The organism is Arthrobacter caoxuetaonis, assembly GCF_023921125.1.
Lineage (GTDB): Bacteria > Actinomycetota > Actinomycetes > Actinomycetales > Micrococcaceae > Arthrobacter_B > Arthrobacter_B caoxuetaonis.
This window is the reverse complement of record NZ_CP099466.1, coordinates 2,184,564-2,200,291: the sequence shown is the minus strand read 5'-3', so window position 1 is coordinate 2,200,291 and position 15,728 is coordinate 2,184,564. Positions and strand designations below refer to the sequence as shown.

The 15,728-nt window shown below is 64.9% G+C and carries 16 protein-coding genes and 2 tRNA genes; 7 read left to right on the top strand and 11 right to left on the bottom strand.

Annotated elements, in window-relative coordinates:
- Window positions 1–7: 7 nt before the first annotated feature.
- Window positions 8–1,396 carry an MFS transporter gene (locus tag NF551_RS10085; protein WP_227895559.1) on the top strand — a complete coding sequence of 463 codons (1,389 nt, stop codon included), beginning with the start codon at window positions 8–10 and terminating at the stop codon, window positions 1,394–1,396.
- Window positions 1,397–1,648: 252 nt separating this feature from the next.
- A complete protein-coding gene (locus NF551_RS10080) occupies window positions 1,649–3,115 on the top strand; it encodes a glyceraldehyde-3-phosphate dehydrogenase (RefSeq protein WP_227895560.1) in 1,467 nt (488 codons plus the stop codon).
- Between the two features lie 113 nt (window positions 3,116–3,228).
- Here NF551_RS10080 and NF551_RS10075 read toward each other — a convergent pair whose 3' ends face one another.
- The 5 genes from NF551_RS10075 to NF551_RS10055 all read right to left on the bottom strand — a co-directional run bounded on the left by NF551_RS10075 (window position 3,229) and on the right by NF551_RS10055 (window position 6,617).
- On the bottom strand, window positions 3,229–3,801 hold the full coding sequence (locus tag NF551_RS10075; protein WP_227895561.1) for a peptide deformylase: 573 nt from the start codon (window positions 3,799–3,801) through the stop codon (window positions 3,229–3,231).
- 45 nt (window positions 3,802–3,846) lie between these two features.
- Window positions 3,847–5,004, bottom strand: a complete 1,158-nt coding sequence (locus tag NF551_RS10070; protein ID WP_227895562.1) for an acyl-CoA dehydrogenase family protein — start codon at window positions 5,002–5,004, stop codon at window positions 3,847–3,849.
- A gap of 93 nt (window positions 5,005–5,097) precedes the next feature.
- Window positions 5,098–5,173: transfer RNA gene (locus tag NF551_RS10065), tRNA-His, on the bottom strand.
- A gap of 142 nt (window positions 5,174–5,315) precedes the next feature.
- Window positions 5,316–5,933 carry an oligoribonuclease gene (orn, locus tag NF551_RS10060; RefSeq protein WP_227895563.1) on the bottom strand — a complete coding sequence of 206 codons (618 nt, stop codon included), beginning with the start codon at window positions 5,931–5,933 and terminating at the stop codon, window positions 5,316–5,318.
- Window positions 5,934–5,978: 45 nt separating this feature from the next.
- On the bottom strand, window positions 5,979–6,617 hold the full coding sequence (locus tag NF551_RS10055; RefSeq protein WP_227895564.1) for a hypothetical protein: 639 nt from the start codon (window positions 6,615–6,617) through the stop codon (window positions 5,979–5,981).
- 253 nt (window positions 6,618–6,870) lie between these two features.
- On the opposite strand from NF551_RS10055, the gene mptB reads away from it, so the two are divergent.
- Entirely contained in the window at window positions 6,871–8,409 is a 1,539-nt protein-coding gene (gene mptB / locus NF551_RS10050) for a polyprenol phosphomannose-dependent alpha 1,6 mannosyltransferase MptB (protein WP_227895565.1), read from the top strand.
- Here mptB and NF551_RS10045 read toward each other — a convergent pair.
- Complete coding sequence (locus NF551_RS10045) at window positions 8,372–9,634, bottom strand: glycosyltransferase 87 family protein (RefSeq protein ID WP_227895566.1); 1,263 nt, start codon at window positions 9,632–9,634, stop codon at window positions 8,372–8,374. The two genes, mptB and NF551_RS10045, sit on opposite strands and share 38 nt — an antisense overlap.
- Window positions 9,635–9,753: 119 nt before the next feature.
- Between NF551_RS10045 and NF551_RS10040 the strand changes: the two genes are divergently transcribed.
- Window positions 9,754–10,230: a DUF3224 domain-containing protein gene (locus NF551_RS10040; protein WP_227895567.1), complete on the top strand. Its 477-nt coding sequence runs from the start codon at window positions 9,754–9,756 to the stop codon at window positions 10,228–10,230.
- On the opposite strand, the gene NF551_RS10035 is transcribed toward NF551_RS10040, so the two are convergent.
- The 5 genes from NF551_RS10035 to NF551_RS10015 form a co-directional block, all read right to left on the bottom strand.
- Window positions 10,227–11,051 carry a M50 family metallopeptidase gene (locus tag NF551_RS10035; protein ID WP_227895568.1) on the bottom strand — a complete coding sequence of 275 codons (825 nt, stop codon included), beginning with the start codon at window positions 11,049–11,051 and terminating at the stop codon, window positions 10,227–10,229. The two genes, NF551_RS10040 and NF551_RS10035, sit on opposite strands and share 4 nt — an antisense overlap.
- Entirely contained in the window at window positions 10,975–11,754 is a 780-nt protein-coding gene (locus NF551_RS10030) for an anti-sigma factor (protein ID WP_227895569.1), read from the bottom strand. The genes NF551_RS10035 and NF551_RS10030 overlap by 77 nt, the downstream gene beginning before the upstream one ends.
- Window positions 11,735–12,304 carry an RNA polymerase sigma factor gene (locus tag NF551_RS10025; protein WP_227895570.1) on the bottom strand — a complete coding sequence of 190 codons (570 nt, stop codon included), beginning with the start codon at window positions 12,302–12,304 and terminating at the stop codon, window positions 11,735–11,737. Before NF551_RS10025 ends, NF551_RS10030 begins: the two co-directional genes overlap by 20 nt.
- A gap of 68 nt (window positions 12,305–12,372) precedes the next feature.
- On the bottom strand, window positions 12,373–13,044 hold the full coding sequence (locus tag NF551_RS10020) for a class F sortase (protein WP_227895571.1): 672 nt from the start codon (window positions 13,042–13,044) through the stop codon (window positions 12,373–12,375).
- A 109-nt stretch (window positions 13,045–13,153) separates the two neighbouring features.
- Complete coding sequence (locus tag NF551_RS10015; RefSeq protein WP_227895572.1) at window positions 13,154–13,981, bottom strand: DUF4397 domain-containing protein; 828 nt, start codon at window positions 13,979–13,981, stop codon at window positions 13,154–13,156.
- Window positions 13,982–14,176: 195 nt separating this feature from the next.
- Between NF551_RS10015 and NF551_RS10010 the strand changes: the two genes are divergently transcribed.
- The 3 genes from NF551_RS10010 (at window position 14,177) to NF551_RS10000 (ending at window position 15,637) form a co-directional block, all read left to right on the top strand.
- Window positions 14,177–14,252, top strand: a tRNA-Arg gene (locus tag NF551_RS10010).
- 261 nt (window positions 14,253–14,513) lie between these two features.
- On the top strand, window positions 14,514–15,074 hold the full coding sequence (locus tag NF551_RS10005) for a single-stranded DNA-binding protein (RefSeq protein ID WP_227895573.1): 561 nt from the start codon (window positions 14,514–14,516) through the stop codon (window positions 15,072–15,074).
- A gap of 56 nt (window positions 15,075–15,130) precedes the next feature.
- A complete protein-coding gene (locus NF551_RS10000) occupies window positions 15,131–15,637 on the top strand; it encodes a DUF6993 domain-containing protein (protein ID WP_227895574.1) in 507 nt (168 codons plus the stop codon).
- The last annotated feature ends 91 nt before the right edge of the window (window positions 15,638–15,728 follow it).

Here is a 15,728-nt window from a genome sequence, read left to right as displayed (position 1 = left end):
TGTGTCGATGGTCACTACGTCTCCGCCATCACGGCATCTGGTGCTTCGCAACGCGAACTTCCGGGCCCTCTGGATTTCGTCGACCATGGGAATCCTGGGCGGATCCGTGACCGCGGTCGCCCTGCCGGTTATCGCCGCCGTGGAACTGGGGGCCAGTGACTTCGCCGTTGCTGCCCTTTCGGGAATGGTTTTCCTTCCCTGGCTCCTTTTTGGACTGCCGGTCGGAGTTATCGTGGACAGGCGCCGGCGGCGTCCGGTGATCCTCATTTCGCTCATCGCCAGGGTGGTGTTGCTGGCCACGCTTCCCATTGCTTACTGGATGGGAGTGCTCAGCACCGCACAACTGTTTGTCGTGTCGTTCCTGGCGGGCCTGGCTGCCGTCTATTTCACCCTGGCCGAGGCTGCTCTGATACCGCGCGCCGTCGCCAAAGACGAGTTGATAGAAGGCAACGGCTTGATGACCGGTTCCGGAGCTTCGGCCGACGCCGTTGGCCGCGGGCTGGGAGGCTGGCTCACGCACGCTGTCGGCGCTTCGAACTCGCTGCTGGTCCAGGTGGCAGCGTCCGTTGCCTCCTGCGCGGCGATACTGCGGCTCAACGTCGAGGAGCCCCTTCCGGCATCAACCGAGAAGCGTCACATCTGGCGTGAAATGGGATCGGGACTGCGCTATACGCTCAGCACAACGCCGCTGCGCGTCCTGCTGCTGGTCGCCGCACTGTGGAACCTCGGCGGCAACATAGTGGTGTCCCTGATCGTCCTGCTGGTGGTGAGGACGCTGGGCCAGACCGGGACCTGGCTGGGGCTCCTGATGGCCGCTACCGCGGTGGGCGGAACCCTGGGCGGGCTGAGCGTCAAATGGCTGGCGGACAGGTTCGGGTCGGGCGTCGTATGGCGCTACTCCATGTTTCCCGCCGCGATTGGCTACGCAGCCCTGCTGCTCATGACACCCGGCTGGGGCATGCTGCCGGGTTTCTTCGGAATGTTCCTGACCGGGCTCGCCATCTCGATGAACATCGTGGTTTCCACGAGTTTCCGCCAGCGGGTATGCCCGTCCGGCATGATGGGCAGGCTGGGTTCCGCCACCCGGATGGTGAGCTGGGGGATGCTGGCGGTTGCGTCCCTGGTCGCCGGCATCCTGGCCTCCACCATCGGCGTGCGCGCCGGCATCGTGACGGGAATCGTCATAGCTGTCCTGGCGCCCGTGGTTGCCTCCTTCGGTCCGCTGAGGGGTGTGCATCATCTGGAGGACCTGGCGCCCATGCCCGAGGATGACCCGGCGCACGAATCGCCGGCTGACAGCGGCCGGGGCACCGGCCCCGCGGCACCGGCCCCTGAAGACTTGGACGCAGACGAGGCGCGGTCCAGGGAAAACGGCGAAGCCGTCCTGGAAAAGTAGCAGGTGCCTGCCATAGTGCCTGAAGTCCGGACACCCGCCGCAGCCGCCCGCCGGCCTGTGATGAAGATCTCCCGGGCTGGTCCTGCTCTGCTGTTGTGGCCTAATACACTTAGTAGTGGTCCGCGGCACGCAGTATCTGCCGCCGGCCACAACGAAGACCCGGCCCTCAAGGGCTTGCCGCCGGTGTGAGTTCCGGCGGTCATACCAACCGTCACAAAGCAGTGCCGGCTGAGACAAAGGATGTGAAGATCTGTGAGCCAGAAGTCCGATACCTGCCTGGATGCGTGGATGGACAGGGAGGCAATGGCAGAAGCCATGATCCCGCTTATTGGCCGGCTTTACCGGGAGAACAGCGTTGTCACGTCAGTTCACGGCCGCCCGCTGGTCAACCGTTCCGTCATTGACATCCTGAAGGCACACCGCTTTGCCCGGCAGATCGACGACGTCGAACTTCCCGTCTCCGAGACCCTGCCGATCCTGCGCGCCCTGACCGAACTCGAACTTGGCGCAGCTTCCGTGGACCTGGCCCGCATGAATACCAAGTACCAGCGTGAAGGCAACGGCGTCCCGCTCCTGGACTTCCTCCGCACGGAGCTGGCGGACGTCGCCGGCAAGCACGGCGCGGACGAGCGCACCAGCACCGATGTGGTCCTGTACGGCTTTGGCCGCATCGGCCGCCTGCTGGCCCGCATCCTCATTGACCACGAAGGCGGCGGACACGGGCTGCGCCTGCGGGCCATCGTTGTGCGCAAGGGCGCCGAAAACGATCTGGTCAAGCGTGCCAGCCTGCTGCGCCGCGACTCGGTCCATGGTGCCTTCCCCGGCACCATCACCGTGGATGAAGAGAACAACACCATCCTGGCCAACGGAACTTTGATCCAGGTCATCTACTCCAACGACCCGGCAACCGTGGACTACACCTCCTACGGCATCAACAACGCCATTGTGGTGGACAACACCGGCCGCTGGCGCGATGAAGCGGGACTGGCTCAGCACCTGAGCGCCAAGGGTGTCTCCCGCGTACTGCTCACCGCTCCGGGCAAGGGCGACCTGAAGAACATCGTGCACGGCATCAACCACCAGGCCATCACCGACGAGGACAAGATCCTCTCGGCAGCGTCCTGTACCACGAACGCCATCACTCCGGTGCTGAAGGTCCTCAATGACAAGTTCGGCATCGTGAACGGACACGTCGAGACGGTTCACTCCTTCACCAATGACCAGAACCTGATCGACAACTTCCACAAGGGTGACCGCCGCGGCCGCTCCGCTGCGCTGAACATGGTCATCACCGAGACCGGAGCTGCGAAGGCTGTTGCCAAGGCACTGCCGGAACTGGCCGGCAAGCTCAGCGGCAACGCGATCCGCGTTCCCACCCCGGATGTCTCGATGGCCATCCTGAACGTGAACCTCGAGACCGAGACCACCAAGGAAGAGCTGAACACCTTCCTCCGGGAGACCTCGCTGAACTCCGAACTGCACAAGCAGATCGACTACATCGATTCGCCCGAAGTGGTTTCCACCGACTTTGTCGGTTCGAAGCGCGCCGGAATCGTTGACGGCCTGGCCACCATCTCCAACGGCAAGAACGCCATCCTCTACGTCTGGTACGACAACGAGTACGGCTACAGCTGCCAGGTCATCCGTGTCCTGGAAGAGATGGCACATGTGAACCCGCCGGCGTTCCCGCGGGCTGAGGAGCTGGCCGTTACCGCCTAGCAACACCTCTGCCCGAATAAAAGCAGTGCCCGTCCGGTGACCCGGACGGGCACTGCTTTTATCTATGAGCGGCTGTTGTGGCGGTTGTTTGTTCCCGCTGCAGTATTCGAGTGTCAGTGGCCGAAAGGATCCGGATCGACGCCGGGCATCCAGGTCAGGCCGGGAACACCCCAGCCGTTGGCCTTGAGCACCTTGCGTGCCTTGCGCCCCCACCGGTCATTGAGCCGGTCAACATAGAGCTTGCCGTCCAGATGGTCGTACTCGTGCTGGAGGACCCTCGCGAACCAGTCGGTGGCTTCGAACTGCACCGGCTTTCCGGTCTCATCAACGCCGGAGATGCGCGCCCATTCGGCCCGCCGCAGCGGAAAGTTCTCACCGGGGACGGACAGGCAGCCCTCCGTGTCCTCATCCGGGTCCGGCGCAGATCCGGGGACCTTGGACGTGACCAGGACGGGGTTGATCAGGACGCCGCGGTCCGGTGCGTCGTCGTCATTCGGGAAATGGAAAGTAAAGATGCGCAGCCCAACGCCGATCTGCGGGGCAGCCAGGCCCACACCGTTGGAAACGTCCATGGTTTCGAACATGTCGGCCACCAGGGTGCGCAGTTCATCGTCGAAGACCTCGACTTCGGCAGCCCGGCGGTGCAGGACGGGTTCCCCGTGAATGACTATGGGACGGACGGTCATTGCGTGTTGTGCTTCTTTCTTCCGGGAAGGGCTGAGCGGAGGTTGCTAGGCGGCAATGCTGCGTCCGATGACGTCCCGCATGATTTCCGAAGTTCCGCCGAAAATCGTCAGGAGGCGCGCCGCGAGGAAGGCCTGCGCGACGGGATACTCCATGATGTAACCGTAGCCTCCATGGAGCTGCAGGCAGCGGTCGGTGATGGACTTGACCCGCTCGCTGGCCCAGAGCTTGGCCTTGGCAGCTGAGACGGCGTCCAGGGTCCCGGCGTTGAAGGCCAGCACCGCGGAATCGACGTAGGCTTCCGTGACCTCCACCTCGGTAAGGATGTCTGCGAGGACGAAACGTGAGTTCTGGAAATCAGCGACCCGCTGGCCAAAAGCAGCACGGTCCCGGGTGTACTGCCTGGTCGCTTCATAAACCGCACGGGCGACAGCGGAGGAGGCGACAGCGATGGCCAGACGTCCCTGGGGGAGCTGCTCTGCCGCGTACTTAAGGCCCTGCCCCTCCAAGCCCACGAGGTTCCCGGCCGGGACGAGGACGTCGTCAAAGAAGAGTTCAGCAGTATCAGAGGCCTTGACTCCCATTTTGTCCAGCTGGCGACCGGTGGTGTAACCGTCGGTTTTCTCCACCATGAACAGGCTGAAGGAATCGCCCGACCCCCGCCCGGTGCTGCTGTCGGTCCGGGCGAGGACCAGGGCAGCGTCGCCGCTGATGCCGTTGCCAATGAAGGTCTTCTGGCCATTGAGCAGCCAGTCGCCGTCGGGGGTCCTGACCGCCTTGGTGCGGACGCCCCGCAGGTCGCTCCCCGCCTCCGGTTCGCTCCACGCTACGGAGGTGACCTTGTCCCCGCTGACCATCTGCGGCAGCCAGCGTTCCTTAAGATCATCGGATCCATAGGCCAGCAGGTGGGGGAGGACCAGATCATCCTGGAGATGGAACGCAAGCGCGACGGCGAGGTGGTTGGAGCGGGCGAACTCTTCATCGAGGACCACGCGGTAACGGTAGTCCGGCATGCCGGCTCCGCCGAACTCTTCGGGGACGGCAAGGCCGAGGAGGCCCTGCTCTCCCGCTGCCTTCCAGATACGCCGCGGCATCATGTGGTCCGCTTCCCAGCCGGCATAGCCCGGAGCGATCTCCCGCTCGTTGTATTCGCGGGCGAGGTCCCGGAAAAGTACGTGGTCCTCTTCGAACAGCGTGCGTTCCACGCAGCGACTCCTTGTGCAAAAACGAAACAACTACGAAGAAGGCCGCCCCGGAAATATCCGAGGCGGCCTGTCGAAGCTGGATGCCAGCCTCATTGGGGTGAGTAACGGGGGTTGAACCCGCGACCTCCTGGACCACAACCAGGCGCTCTGCCAACTGAGCTATACCCACCATGTGCACTCAGATATTCATTCACAAAGTCCAGGCGAGTGGTCTGTGTGAACTCATTTATCTGAGGCAGCGGATACAAGCTTACACGCTTTTTTGGGTGCTCCTGACACGTTGGGCACCGTGGGCCCCAAATGTGACGGAGCTAACCATCGAGGCCGTCCCGTTCCAGTCCCGCGGCGATCTTCTTCGCGGCAGCCGAATCGGGCCCGGGCGCCGGAACGAAGACAGCGGCACGGTAGTAACGGAGCTCATTGATGGAGTCCTGGATATCGCCCAGGGCGCGGTGCCCGCCGTGCTTCGCGGGGGCCTGGAAGTAGGCGCGGGGGTACCAGCGGCGGGCCAGTTCCTTGATCGTGGAAACGTCGATGATCCGGTAGTGCAGGTAATCGATGACTTCAGGCATGTCACGGGCCAGGAACATCCTGTCGGTGCCGACGGAGTTTCCTGCGAGCTGTGCCTTCTTCGGCTCGGGCACCCACTTGGTGATGTACTCGATGACTTCGGCTTCAGCCTCTGCCATTGTCATGCCGTGGGGGAGTTCCTCAAGCAGCTTCGACGTCGTATGCATCTGCCGGACGAAGTCGCCCATCTGCTCCAGGGCGGAGTCCTCGGGCTTGATGACGACGTCGACACCCTCGCCGAGTACATTCAGTTCTGAATCGGTAACCAGGACGGCGACCTCAATCAGGGCATCGGCACTGATGTCCAGTCCGGTCATCTCGCAGTCAATCCATACAATGCGTTCATTTGTTATTGGCACGAGACAAATGTACCCCGGCCGCTGGCCAGGGCACCGGGCACAGGGCTAGAAGCTCGAATGGCTGCGCTGACTCCGGTCGCGCCGGTCGGTTGCCGGTGCTGCGGGTGTCCGCCGGCGGGTGGGGACGTACGGCTGCAGCGGCAGTGACCCGGTTTCCGGCGGGCCAAAGGTGCGCGTCCAGCGGCTGGGTCCGTCCTGCTGGAAGGACGGGCGGTCCGTAGAGCCGAGGAATTCCCGTACTGCCTCCGGGGCTGCCGGAATACGCGGGAGAGGGGCTTCTTCCGGGGCCGCAGCTTTCGCGGCAGCTGCGGCGGCGATGGCTTCCGCTACGGAGGGCGCCGCAGTATCGGGGGCACCGCTGTTGCCTGGCCCGGCGACGGTTCCGGACACTGGGTTTGGCTGCGGCGCAGGAATGCGCGCAGGAACAGCTGCATCTGACGTTGCAGCTTTGGTGGCCGCAGCGGGAGAGAGGTACCAGGCGAGGACGAAGGCTGTGAGCAGCAGGGCAGACGCCCCTGCGGCCGGTCCGGCGGGTATCTCGGCCCAGGTGAGGCTCAGTGCGCTGGTCCCGGTGAGGAACACCCCCCAGGCCAGGAGTTCGGGATTGCGGCGCGCAGTTGTTCCCGTTTCGGGGGTACGCCTGCCCCGCCGGTGTTCTACTGGTTCTGCCCGGTGGCGCCCCACAGCCCATACCGCCTTGCCTTGTCCGATCCAACCCGCCCAGTCTATGTGAGCCGTGACGCACCTTTCGCTAAGCGCGCCGGGCAGCAGGGGAGCGGTTACACCTCGATGCTAATATTTGGCCTACTGACGAAGCCGCCTTGGCAGGGCCCGCTGACGGACCATGAGCCTGTGCGGATCCGCGGCGGCGCCCGTCTGCATTCGGGCGCCTGAACGTTGGGACAGCTGCACGAACCAGAGATTGGAACGACCCACGATGACCGCCCAGGTCCCTGCGACCGAGCCTTCGTCTCCCTCACCGGAGAACGTGAACGCCGATCGTCCCAATGTCGCCATCGTCCAAGGATTCGTCGGTTCGCTGCTGATGCTGGCCGGTTCCCTCGGTGTCGGATGGCTTTCCCTGTCGTCCGTCGAGCTGCGGCGGGTGAGCTTCATCATGTGGCTGCGCTTCGAGCCGGCAGGGGCGGTCATCTCCGTCTTCCTCCTCGCCGTCGGCGGCATGCTCCTGGTGCGCTCATGGCTCCGGCTGGGGCAGCGGATTGGGGACTGGGGGCCCGAATCCAGGCCTTACGTGCTGAAGGCTGTCCTGGCCTGGGGAGCGCCCATGACGGTGGCGCTGCCGCTGTTCAGCAGGGATGTCTTTGCCTACATCGCCCAGGGGCTGGTCATGGTCAGCGGCCTGAATCCCTACAAGGACGGCTACTCGCAGATTTCCAACTACCTGCAGCTCGGCGCGGACGATTTGTGGGCACAGAGTCCCACACCGTATGGACCAATTTTCCTGTGGATTGAGGAAATCGTAGTCCGCATTACCGGAGGGCAGACAGAGTTTTCCATCCTCCTGTTCCGGCTGATATCAGTGGCCGGTGTCGCCATGTGCGTGTATTACGTTCCCAAGCTGGCCGAGCTGCACGGCATCAACCCGAACCGGGCACTCTGGCTCACGGCCGCCAACCCGCTGTTCCTGACCAACTTCATCGCCAGCATCCACAACGACGCCCTGATGATCGGGCTCGCCCTTGCCGGCCTGTACTACGCCGCGACCAAGCGTGCCATTCTTGGCATCCTGCTGGTGACGCTTTCCGTGGGCATTAAGCCCATCACCCTGATCTTCCTGCCCTTCATTGGTCTCATGTGGGCAGGCAAAGGTGCCTCCTGGCCGCGCAGGTTCCTTTACTGGTTCCTCACCGCAGGACTTTCGCTGGGGCTGCTGGCTGTCCTGGGTGTCATCAACGGACTGGGCTTCGGCTGGGTAGGAGCGCTGAGCACCCCGGGCAGCGTCTGGATCTGGTACGCCCCGGTCGGGTTCCTGGGACTCATCGTGGCAACCCTGGGCAACGCGCTCGGTCTCCCGGGCTGGTCCTTTGCGGACTTCATCCACACCGTGGGCCGGCTGGCCTCCCTGGCCATTGTCGCCTGGCTCATGTTCGTGGGGGACTACAGCCGGCTGGTCCGGCGCCTGACCCTGGCTTTCGCAGCGATCGTCATGCTGGCACCGATGATCCAGTCCTGGTATGTCGTCTGGCTGATCCCGCTCTTTGCTGTCACAGGCATCCGCGACGACTGGCAGGTGAAGACGCTGTACCTCTTTGTCTCGTTCTTCATGGTCTATGCGATCAGCGACCAGCTCGACATCTGGCCCTACTTTGAGTTCAGCCTCAGCGCTGCCCGCCAGATTGCGGCCGTTACCGCAGTGGGCTTCGCGCTCTACCTGATCTTCCTTGATCCCAAGACCAAGGTGCTCTTCCGGAAGAAGCTTACGGAGCCGTCTCCGGGCGAACTTCGGATTCGCTGAGCTCCCGGCCCGCGCGTGCCAGCCGGACGACGTCCAGGACCGCCCAGGCGAACAGGGCGATGACAAGGATGTTCCGGACGGTGAGCAGCAGTGCGACTCCGATGTTGAGGTCGTTGTACAGCGCTTCGTAGAAGATCGGGTAGACCAAAGTGGTCAGCCCGGCAATCGGGATCATCATGGCCGCCGGAACGAGCCACGACCGGCCCTTCCAGGCAATGCCGACAGCGGCGACGGCGCCAAGCCAGAGCATGAACTGCGGCGAGCCGACCTTGTTGAAGACAATAAAGGCACCCACGAGTGCCAGGGAGCCGGAAGCCAGCAGCGCCCCGGCGTCGGCTCCGCGGCGCAGCGCCCACAGCAGCAAGACGACGACGGCGGCCGCCGCCAGCGCCAGGAGCGGGGTCATCAGCGCGGCAACCGGCTCGCCAAGGGCGCCCCGGACTTCGCGTGTGTTGATGATGATGTCTTCGTAGATGTGCGCATCCGAACTGCCCAGGATTGCCTGCCACAATCCAGGCGTCGTGAACGGTGCCTCCAGTTGCATCCCGCGGTCGCCCTGGGCTCCGACGAAACTCAGGAGGTGGCGGACGCCGCCCGCTGCTGCCACGACGGCGGCGATGGCGGCCGAGACCGCCGCACCGGTGGCCAGCACGGTCAGGCGCCGCCGGGAGACGGCCAGCACGGCCAGGATCACCGCTGCAGGCCAGACTTTGATCCAGGTGGCAGTTGCCAGCAGGGCCGCGGCGACGACCGGCCGCCGGGCCAGGAGCAGCAACCCGATGATGACCAGGGGTACGGTCAGGCCGTCCACACGCCCAACCGCGACCGGAGCCAGCAAGGCGGTAATGCCCATCCACCAATAGGCGGCAGCGTACCGCTGGCGGGTGCGCTGGCTGGTGAGGACGGCCAGGGCTACGGCGTTGAGGCCCGCAAAAATGAGGAACCAGGCCAGCTGGTACGGCCCGTAGCCCAGGACGGCCGCCAGGAGCATTGGCACCAGTGCACCGATGGGATAGACCCAGTCCGTGCTGATGCCCTGCCAGTAGCCCTCCGTGATGCCTTCGAAGGCCCACTGGCGGTAGAACTGGATGTCGCTGAGCACTTCGCCGGTAAAGATCAGCGGGGAAAGAAAGCCAAAGAAGAGCAGGTGAAGGACGGCGAACGTGATCCACAGGACGCGCGGCCGCATGTATCGGGAGTCGGCGGAAACCGGAATGGACGGCATGCGGGGTGGTTCTCCTTCGCGGGTCTTCGGGGCACGCGAACGGCTGCGCCCCAGCGACTAGGGTACCGTCGGCGCATCACGGGCATGCAATCGCGGGCGGGACACGGAATACTGGAGGCATGTCCGACGGAACAGAACACTCAATCACTGCCGACTTTGACGTCTCCTCGTGGGAGCCGACCCCCTATGTGGTGGAGGGGACGAACAGCGAACTCTCCACAGTCCGGGCGGTGAAGATCTTCGAGGGAAGCATCTCAGGCACCAGCGTCGCTGACCTCCTGCTGGCCGGAAACGCCGCAGGTGCCGGCTACGTGGGCAGTGAAGTCTTCGCCGGCAGCGTCGAAGGCCGCGAAGGAACCATGGTGATTCAGCACTGGGGCCTCGCCGAGGGGGAGGCAACGGCGTCGTCGGGGCACATCATCCCGGGATCCGGAACCGGAGCACTTGCCGGAATTTCCGGCAAAGCGATCTTCACCCAGGCTGAAGACGGGCAGCACCGGCTGGAACTGCGGGTCACTTTCCCGGCCCCGGCGTCTGCCCCGAATGATCCTGAGGGCGGCGGGGACGCGGCAGCGCCAGCTGCGCCGGGTTACTAGCGCGGGTCCTGTCCCTGGGACACGAGCAGCCATCCGGACGCAAAGGCGCAGGCAGCGATGATGACGGCGAAAGCGCCGAGCCACAGAGCTGCCGGAATGCCGGTTTGCCGGGCGAGGATCCAAGCATCCGAGGAAGGCAGTGCGTGTCTCCGGCGGGTATGGACGCCCAGCAGGTTGAGCCAGTCGCGCACGCCGCCGACGACCAGGCCGATCCCGAGGGCAACGACGGCGTAGGACGCTGTCGCAGCGGAGGTCCACCAGAGCAGGAACACTGACGCGGCTGCGCAGCCGGCTGCGATGGCGATCCCCTGCAGGTTGCGGATGAAGAGCAGCGAGAGTGCGAGGACGAGCACGCCTGCAGAGAGGGCGGCCGGCGCCCATCCCTGGACCGCTGCCCATATCAATACGGCTCCGGTGAGGGCGGGAACGGGGTAACCCCAGAAACCGGCCCATACGGCCCCGAAACCGCCGCGCCCCAGGCTGCGCATCTGCCCCGAGTGGTCAAAGCGCAGTTCGATGCCTTTAATGCGGTGGCCTGCACTCAGTGCAGCGAAGGCATGGCCGATTTCGTGCACGAACGTGACAAAGAGCCCGAACCAGCGCCAGGACCCCCGGGGAATCGAAACCAGTGCCGCGCCGGCAACAAGAGCGGCCAGGAGCCACGGCGGAGCGCTGAGGCCCTCGGCCCGGGTGAAGCCCTCAAGGAGCTTGGCGGGGATTCCTGCAGCCCAGTCGCCTTGTTCCCTAGAGATCGAGCTGTCCGCGGAGGATGGATTTTCCGGAGTGTGCAGGATTGCCGTCGTTGGGCTCGTCGGAAACATCCACGATGGGATAGGAAGCAAGGTCGAGCCCCTCCGGAATCTGGAACCTGGCCTCGCGTCCGTCCATGGTGCCGAGACTGACCATGGAAGTGATGTCAGGCGAAATGAGCCAGACCTCCCGGTACCCCTCGGCATCCGAGCCGGTGGAGGTAACCACAAGTTCACGCTCTCCGTCCGGGAGTTCATCCACGGTGGCTGTGCCTTCATCCGTGTAGGACGGCAGCGGTTCCAGTGTCACTGAGGCAAGGACTTCAGGCTGTGCAGCCTGGTTCTGGAGGATGCCCCAGGTGGCTGCGCCTGCGAGTACTGCGGCTGCAGCGGCGGCGGCCAGCCACTTTGTTCCCCGCCGGCGGCTGCGCGCAGCATCCAGGGAGACCGGTGCGGGGGGTTCCTCGCTTGCGGGGCCATGGTTGGCAGGCTCTCCCGAACCCGGCCCGGTTTCAGCATGCTGGACGCCTTCGAAAGGATCCCGGCGAAGATCCGCTGAGAGTCCCAGGGATTCATGGATGCCGGCCCACACCGCGGGCGGAGGGATCGATCCGGCCGGGGCTGCGTCCGTACTGCGCCCGGCGCTGACTACACGCCCATAGGAAAGGACTTCGGCCTGGCATCGCTCGCAGTGCTCAAGATGTGCAGCCTCATCCGGGGTTGGTTCCTCACCCAGGGCAAGGAGGGCCAATGCATCATCGTGCAGGTGCTGCATCGCTTACCTCCAATCGTTGCCGCAGTTGGGTCAGTCCCCGGCGGATATGGCTCTTTACGGTTCCCAGCGGAAGCTCGAGACGATCAGATATCTGCTGGTGAGTGAGGTCTTCGTGGAAGGCCAGCCGCAGGATCGAATGCTGGGGTTCTCCCAGGCGGGTGAGTTCGGCGTCGAGCACAACTTTGTCCGCCACAGTTTCGGGATCCGGCCCGGCCGGAACAGACCGTTGTTCCCTCGACGCCGCGCCTTCCATGATTTCATCCTCACGGATCCTGGAGGAGGTCATCGTGGCAGCAACGTTGCGGGAGATGCCGATCAGCCAGGCCGCCAGGGTGGAGCGTGCGGGAGAGTAAGTCTGCCGGTAGCGCCAGGCCCTGATGAAGACTTCCTGCACGGCGTCGTCGGCTGCAGCCGCGTCCGCCAGCCGCCGCAGCGACATGCTGCGCACCAGCGGAGCGAAGCGGCGGTAAGCCTCGGCAAGGGCTGCCTCCTCACCTGCGGCGAAGGCCTCGTCGAGGCCGTCGTCCCACTCGGGGGCACCGGATGACATCTGCTGCGTTCTCCTGCCGTTGGCCTGCCGACGTGCAGCCTGATGGCCGCTGAGCATGCGGAATGTCCCTATGATACCGGTGTTGCCGTAAGCACAACGTTATCTTCATAGTCATTCTCCGTGTCGAGCCACTTGCCGCCGCAGGTAACCAGCTTCAGCAGGTGCCCGCCGGTGCGGTCGAAGAGGCGGTGGCCGTCAAGCGAACGCTTGGCGATGTTTTCAACCTTTTCCGTTTGGTAGGTGAGGGTGGTGCCGTCCTCCCTGGTGACGATCACGCGGGTTCCGGGTTCAACGTCCTTCAAGGACGCGATGGGCAGGACTTCGGTCTGCGAATCGACGTGCGCTGCCAGCACTGAAGAGCCTGATGCTGCACCTGGAGCCGGCCCGTAGCGGTACCACCCGGCCTGGAAATGATTGTCGGGAATGGTCATGGCGCCGTTCTCCTCTACGCCGACGGGCACGACTTCAAGGTCAATCCCGGTTCCTTCCACCTGTACCCGGACCGGTGCCGGGATGCTTTCCGATGCCTCCGGTGAGGCCTGCCGGACAGGAATATTCCCGGGATCCCCGAGGGGAACCGGTGCAGGGGCCCCAGCCGCCGGTGCACTGGATGAGGCCTGCGTCTGGGTGGCAACTGGTTCCGGCGCGGATGCTCCGGTGCCGCAGGCGCCGATTCCCAGGGTTCCTGCGACGAGCAGTGCGCCCGCGAGGAAGCGGCGCTGACGTGCGGCCTTGGTCATAGGGGGTTCTCCTCCTGGACTGTGGTTGAAGGGGTGGCTGAAGGAAGGTGCAGCGCGGCCATGGGAGCCGCGCTGCACCTTCGCTGGAGGGCGCAGGGCGCCGTGGGGCCTAGAGGCCGGACTCAGCCTTGGCCGTGCTGCGGCGGCGTGCGACGAAGGCCGTGCCGGCCAGTGCCATCAGGGTCAGCCCGCCGGCTGCGGCCAGCATGGCACCGGAGTTGTCCTCAGCGGCCGGCAAGGCACCGGGTACGGCGTTCGGTGCGCTTTCCATGCCTTCGATCGTCTGCGTGGCGAGGGCCAGGTTGCCGTCTTCCAGCGAGCCCCAGGCGTAAACGATCGTGTGGACACCCTCGGGGAGGGTGAGGTCAGCCGGGCCAATGACGGGTTCAGTGGTTCCGGCTGCCGCGACCGAGGCGGAGATGGTCCCGGCGTCAACCGCCAGTGTCTTCTCCTCGGGGTTGGCCAGGTTGGTGATGACGGCGGTCCCGTTGGCCAGGACGTCAACAGCCGGTGCTGCCGCGACGTGCCGAACCGTCAGATGTGCCTTGCCCGGGTCCACGGTGGACATGTCGTTCGAGTACACGTTCGCCGTCGGTGTTCCATCCGCGCTCAGGTTGGCGACGGCGGTGAAGTTGCCGCCGGCGGTGAGCTGGGCGGAAACCGGACCGATAATTGGAGCGGAAGCGTCTGCGGCATCAGCTGCGGTGACGGCGAGCTCATAGCTTCCTGCCGGAAGTGAGAGCGGGCCCGCCATGCTGCCCGGAGTGAAATCGTCGAGGGTCAGTGCTCCGTTGACGTAAACGTCGACAGTGGTGTCGGGAACTGCGTGGAAGACTGAGAGCTGGGCATCGTCCGCGGCGGATGCCGCGGGGGCTGCCGCCAATCCGGCCCCGGCTGCCAGGCCTGCTGCTGCGAAAAGTGTGGCGGTCCTGCGCATGGCTTCTCCTTTGGTTTCGCCGGGCTCATGACCCGGCTTCTTTGTGGCCTACACCTCCTTTACTTCCGGGGCATCCAATTTGGATGCAGATGAATGGAAAAAATTTTCGGCACCTCCGCGCAGGAACGAAATTCGCGCCCGGACGGAGAGCCTGCCCATGTCACACACTGGCTGCGTAGTATCATCGATTGGTCTGCCCCCGTAGCTCAATGGATAGAGCAACGGCCTTCTAATCCGTAGGTTGCGCGTTCGAGTCGCGCCGGGGGCACCACTGCGTCCCCGCATTAACGCCGGATGCTCAGTTCCCGGATCTTCCCTTGCCGGCTGGCGCGCGCTGATGCCTGCGGCGCTTCTGCCTGCGGACATTCCCTCCCCAGCCACAAGGACCGGGCAGTGCGGCACCCTGGATCCACAGCCCGGCCGAACCCGCCGAACCCTGCCGCCGAGTCGGGAACGATGAGGCGACCGGCGGATGTGCCGGGCTGGAGCAGGCGTCTTGGCGGGCGCCGCCACCGAAAGCAGGGGAAGCACCATGACCGATTCGATCACTCTTCGCGGGTTCGTTGCCACGGAGGTCCGCACCACCACAGCCGACAGCGGCCTGGCTATCGCCGGTTTCCGGATGTGCACCACTGAACGGCGGATAGACCGGGAAACCGGGCTCTGGGTGGACGGCCATACCAACTGGTACTCCGTGTCGATGTTCCGGCAACTGGCCACCAACGCGGGCGTGAGTGTCCACAAGGGCGACAGGGTCATCGTCACCGGGCGGCTGAGGGTCCGTCAGTGGGCCACCGACGGCGGCCGCAGCGGAACCTCAGTGGATATCGATGCCGACGCAGTGGGACATGACCTGATGTGGGGGACAGCTAATTTCAGGCGCAACATCAGTGACAAGTCTTCCCAGCGCAGCACCGGGGAAGACAGCCATGACCTGCCGGGCGACGTCGACCCGGTCACCGGTGAACTCCTGGGCAGCGGGGAAGCCGAGGGTTTCCAGCCCGCGGAGACAATGGACGCCGGCATAGGAATGGATTTCGGTTCCGCAGAGGCCCACACCGGGGAACCCGAGCGGGCGTCGGCGGCCTACTGACGGTATGCCGGGCCGGGCGCCTCGGCATCGTCCGGGCCGCGTGGCAGAATGGCGCAATGACCGCAGCTAATCACGGACCGGCAGCTGGCCCGGACGGTGCCCGGGGGACGAAGCAGCGACGTTCTGCTTCCGCAACCGTGCTCGCAGCAGTGACCCTCGTGGGACTGATCCTGACCGTAGGCGGCTGCAGCGCACCTGCAACCGCGCCTGCCGAGGAACCCCAGTCCTCGGCAGCGCCGGAGGCGCCGGCCGTTTCCGAGCCGGCGGAAGGTGCTCCCGCAGAGGCAGAAGCCGTCCGCCTGGAGCTCACCGCGCTGGCTGCAGAGGTTCCTGCGCCGTCCCGGGACGAAGTGCGGGCAGCCTACGCTGCCGCCGGATTCAGCCCGGACGTCGTCGAAGTCTCGCAGGACTCCACGCCCACTGGACTGGCTGTTGATTCGATTGTTTCCGCCGCGGCGGTGGGGCAGGACTGCGTACTGGCAGAGATTCGAAGCGGGACCGCCACCGTGACCGTTGTGCCTGCGCTGGCCAATGGTGCCTGCCTGCTCGGTGATGACCGCTGATACGCCGGGCTGAACCCCGCCGCCGCAACCGGTGCATCGTGCCGATGACGCCTGCAGCCCGCTTCCCGCCAAATGGCACATAGTGGTGTCG

Coding starts and splice junctions, on each gene's coding strand:
- NF551_RS10085 (WP_227895559.1), top strand. CDS start 8: ATGGTCACTACGTCTCCGCCATCACGGCATCTGGTGCTTCGCAACGCG.
- NF551_RS10075 (WP_227895561.1), bottom strand. CDS start 3,801: ATGACCGTCCGTCCCATAGTCATTCACGGGGAACCCGTCCTGCACCGC.
- mptB (WP_227895565.1), top strand. CDS start 6,871: ATGACCGCCCAGGTCCCTGCGACCGAGCCTTCGTCTCCCTCACCGGAG.
- NF551_RS10045 (WP_227895566.1), bottom strand. CDS start 9,634: ATGCCGTCCATTCCGGTTTCCGCCGACTCCCGATACATGCGGCCGCGC.
- NF551_RS10040 (WP_227895567.1), top strand. CDS start 9,754: ATGTCCGACGGAACAGAACACTCAATCACTGCCGACTTTGACGTCTCC.
- NF551_RS10035 (WP_227895568.1), bottom strand. CDS start 11,051: ATGTTTCCGACGAGCCCAACGACGGCAATCCTGCACACTCCGGAAAAT.
- NF551_RS10030 (WP_227895569.1), bottom strand. CDS start 11,754: ATGCAGCACCTGCACGATGATGCATTGGCCCTCCTTGCCCTGGGTGAG.
- NF551_RS10025 (WP_227895570.1), bottom strand. CDS start 12,304: ATGTCATCCGGTGCCCCCGAGTGGGACGACGGCCTCGACGAGGCCTTC.
- NF551_RS10020 (WP_227895571.1), bottom strand. CDS start 13,044: ATGACCAAGGCCGCACGTCAGCGCCGCTTCCTCGCGGGCGCACTGCTC.
- NF551_RS10015 (WP_227895572.1), bottom strand. CDS start 13,981: ATGCGCAGGACCGCCACACTTTTCGCAGCAGCAGGCCTGGCAGCCGGG.
- NF551_RS10005 (WP_227895573.1), top strand. CDS start 14,514: ATGACCGATTCGATCACTCTTCGCGGGTTCGTTGCCACGGAGGTCCGC.
- NF551_RS10000 (WP_227895574.1), top strand. CDS start 15,131: ATGACCGCAGCTAATCACGGACCGGCAGCTGGCCCGGACGGTGCCCGG.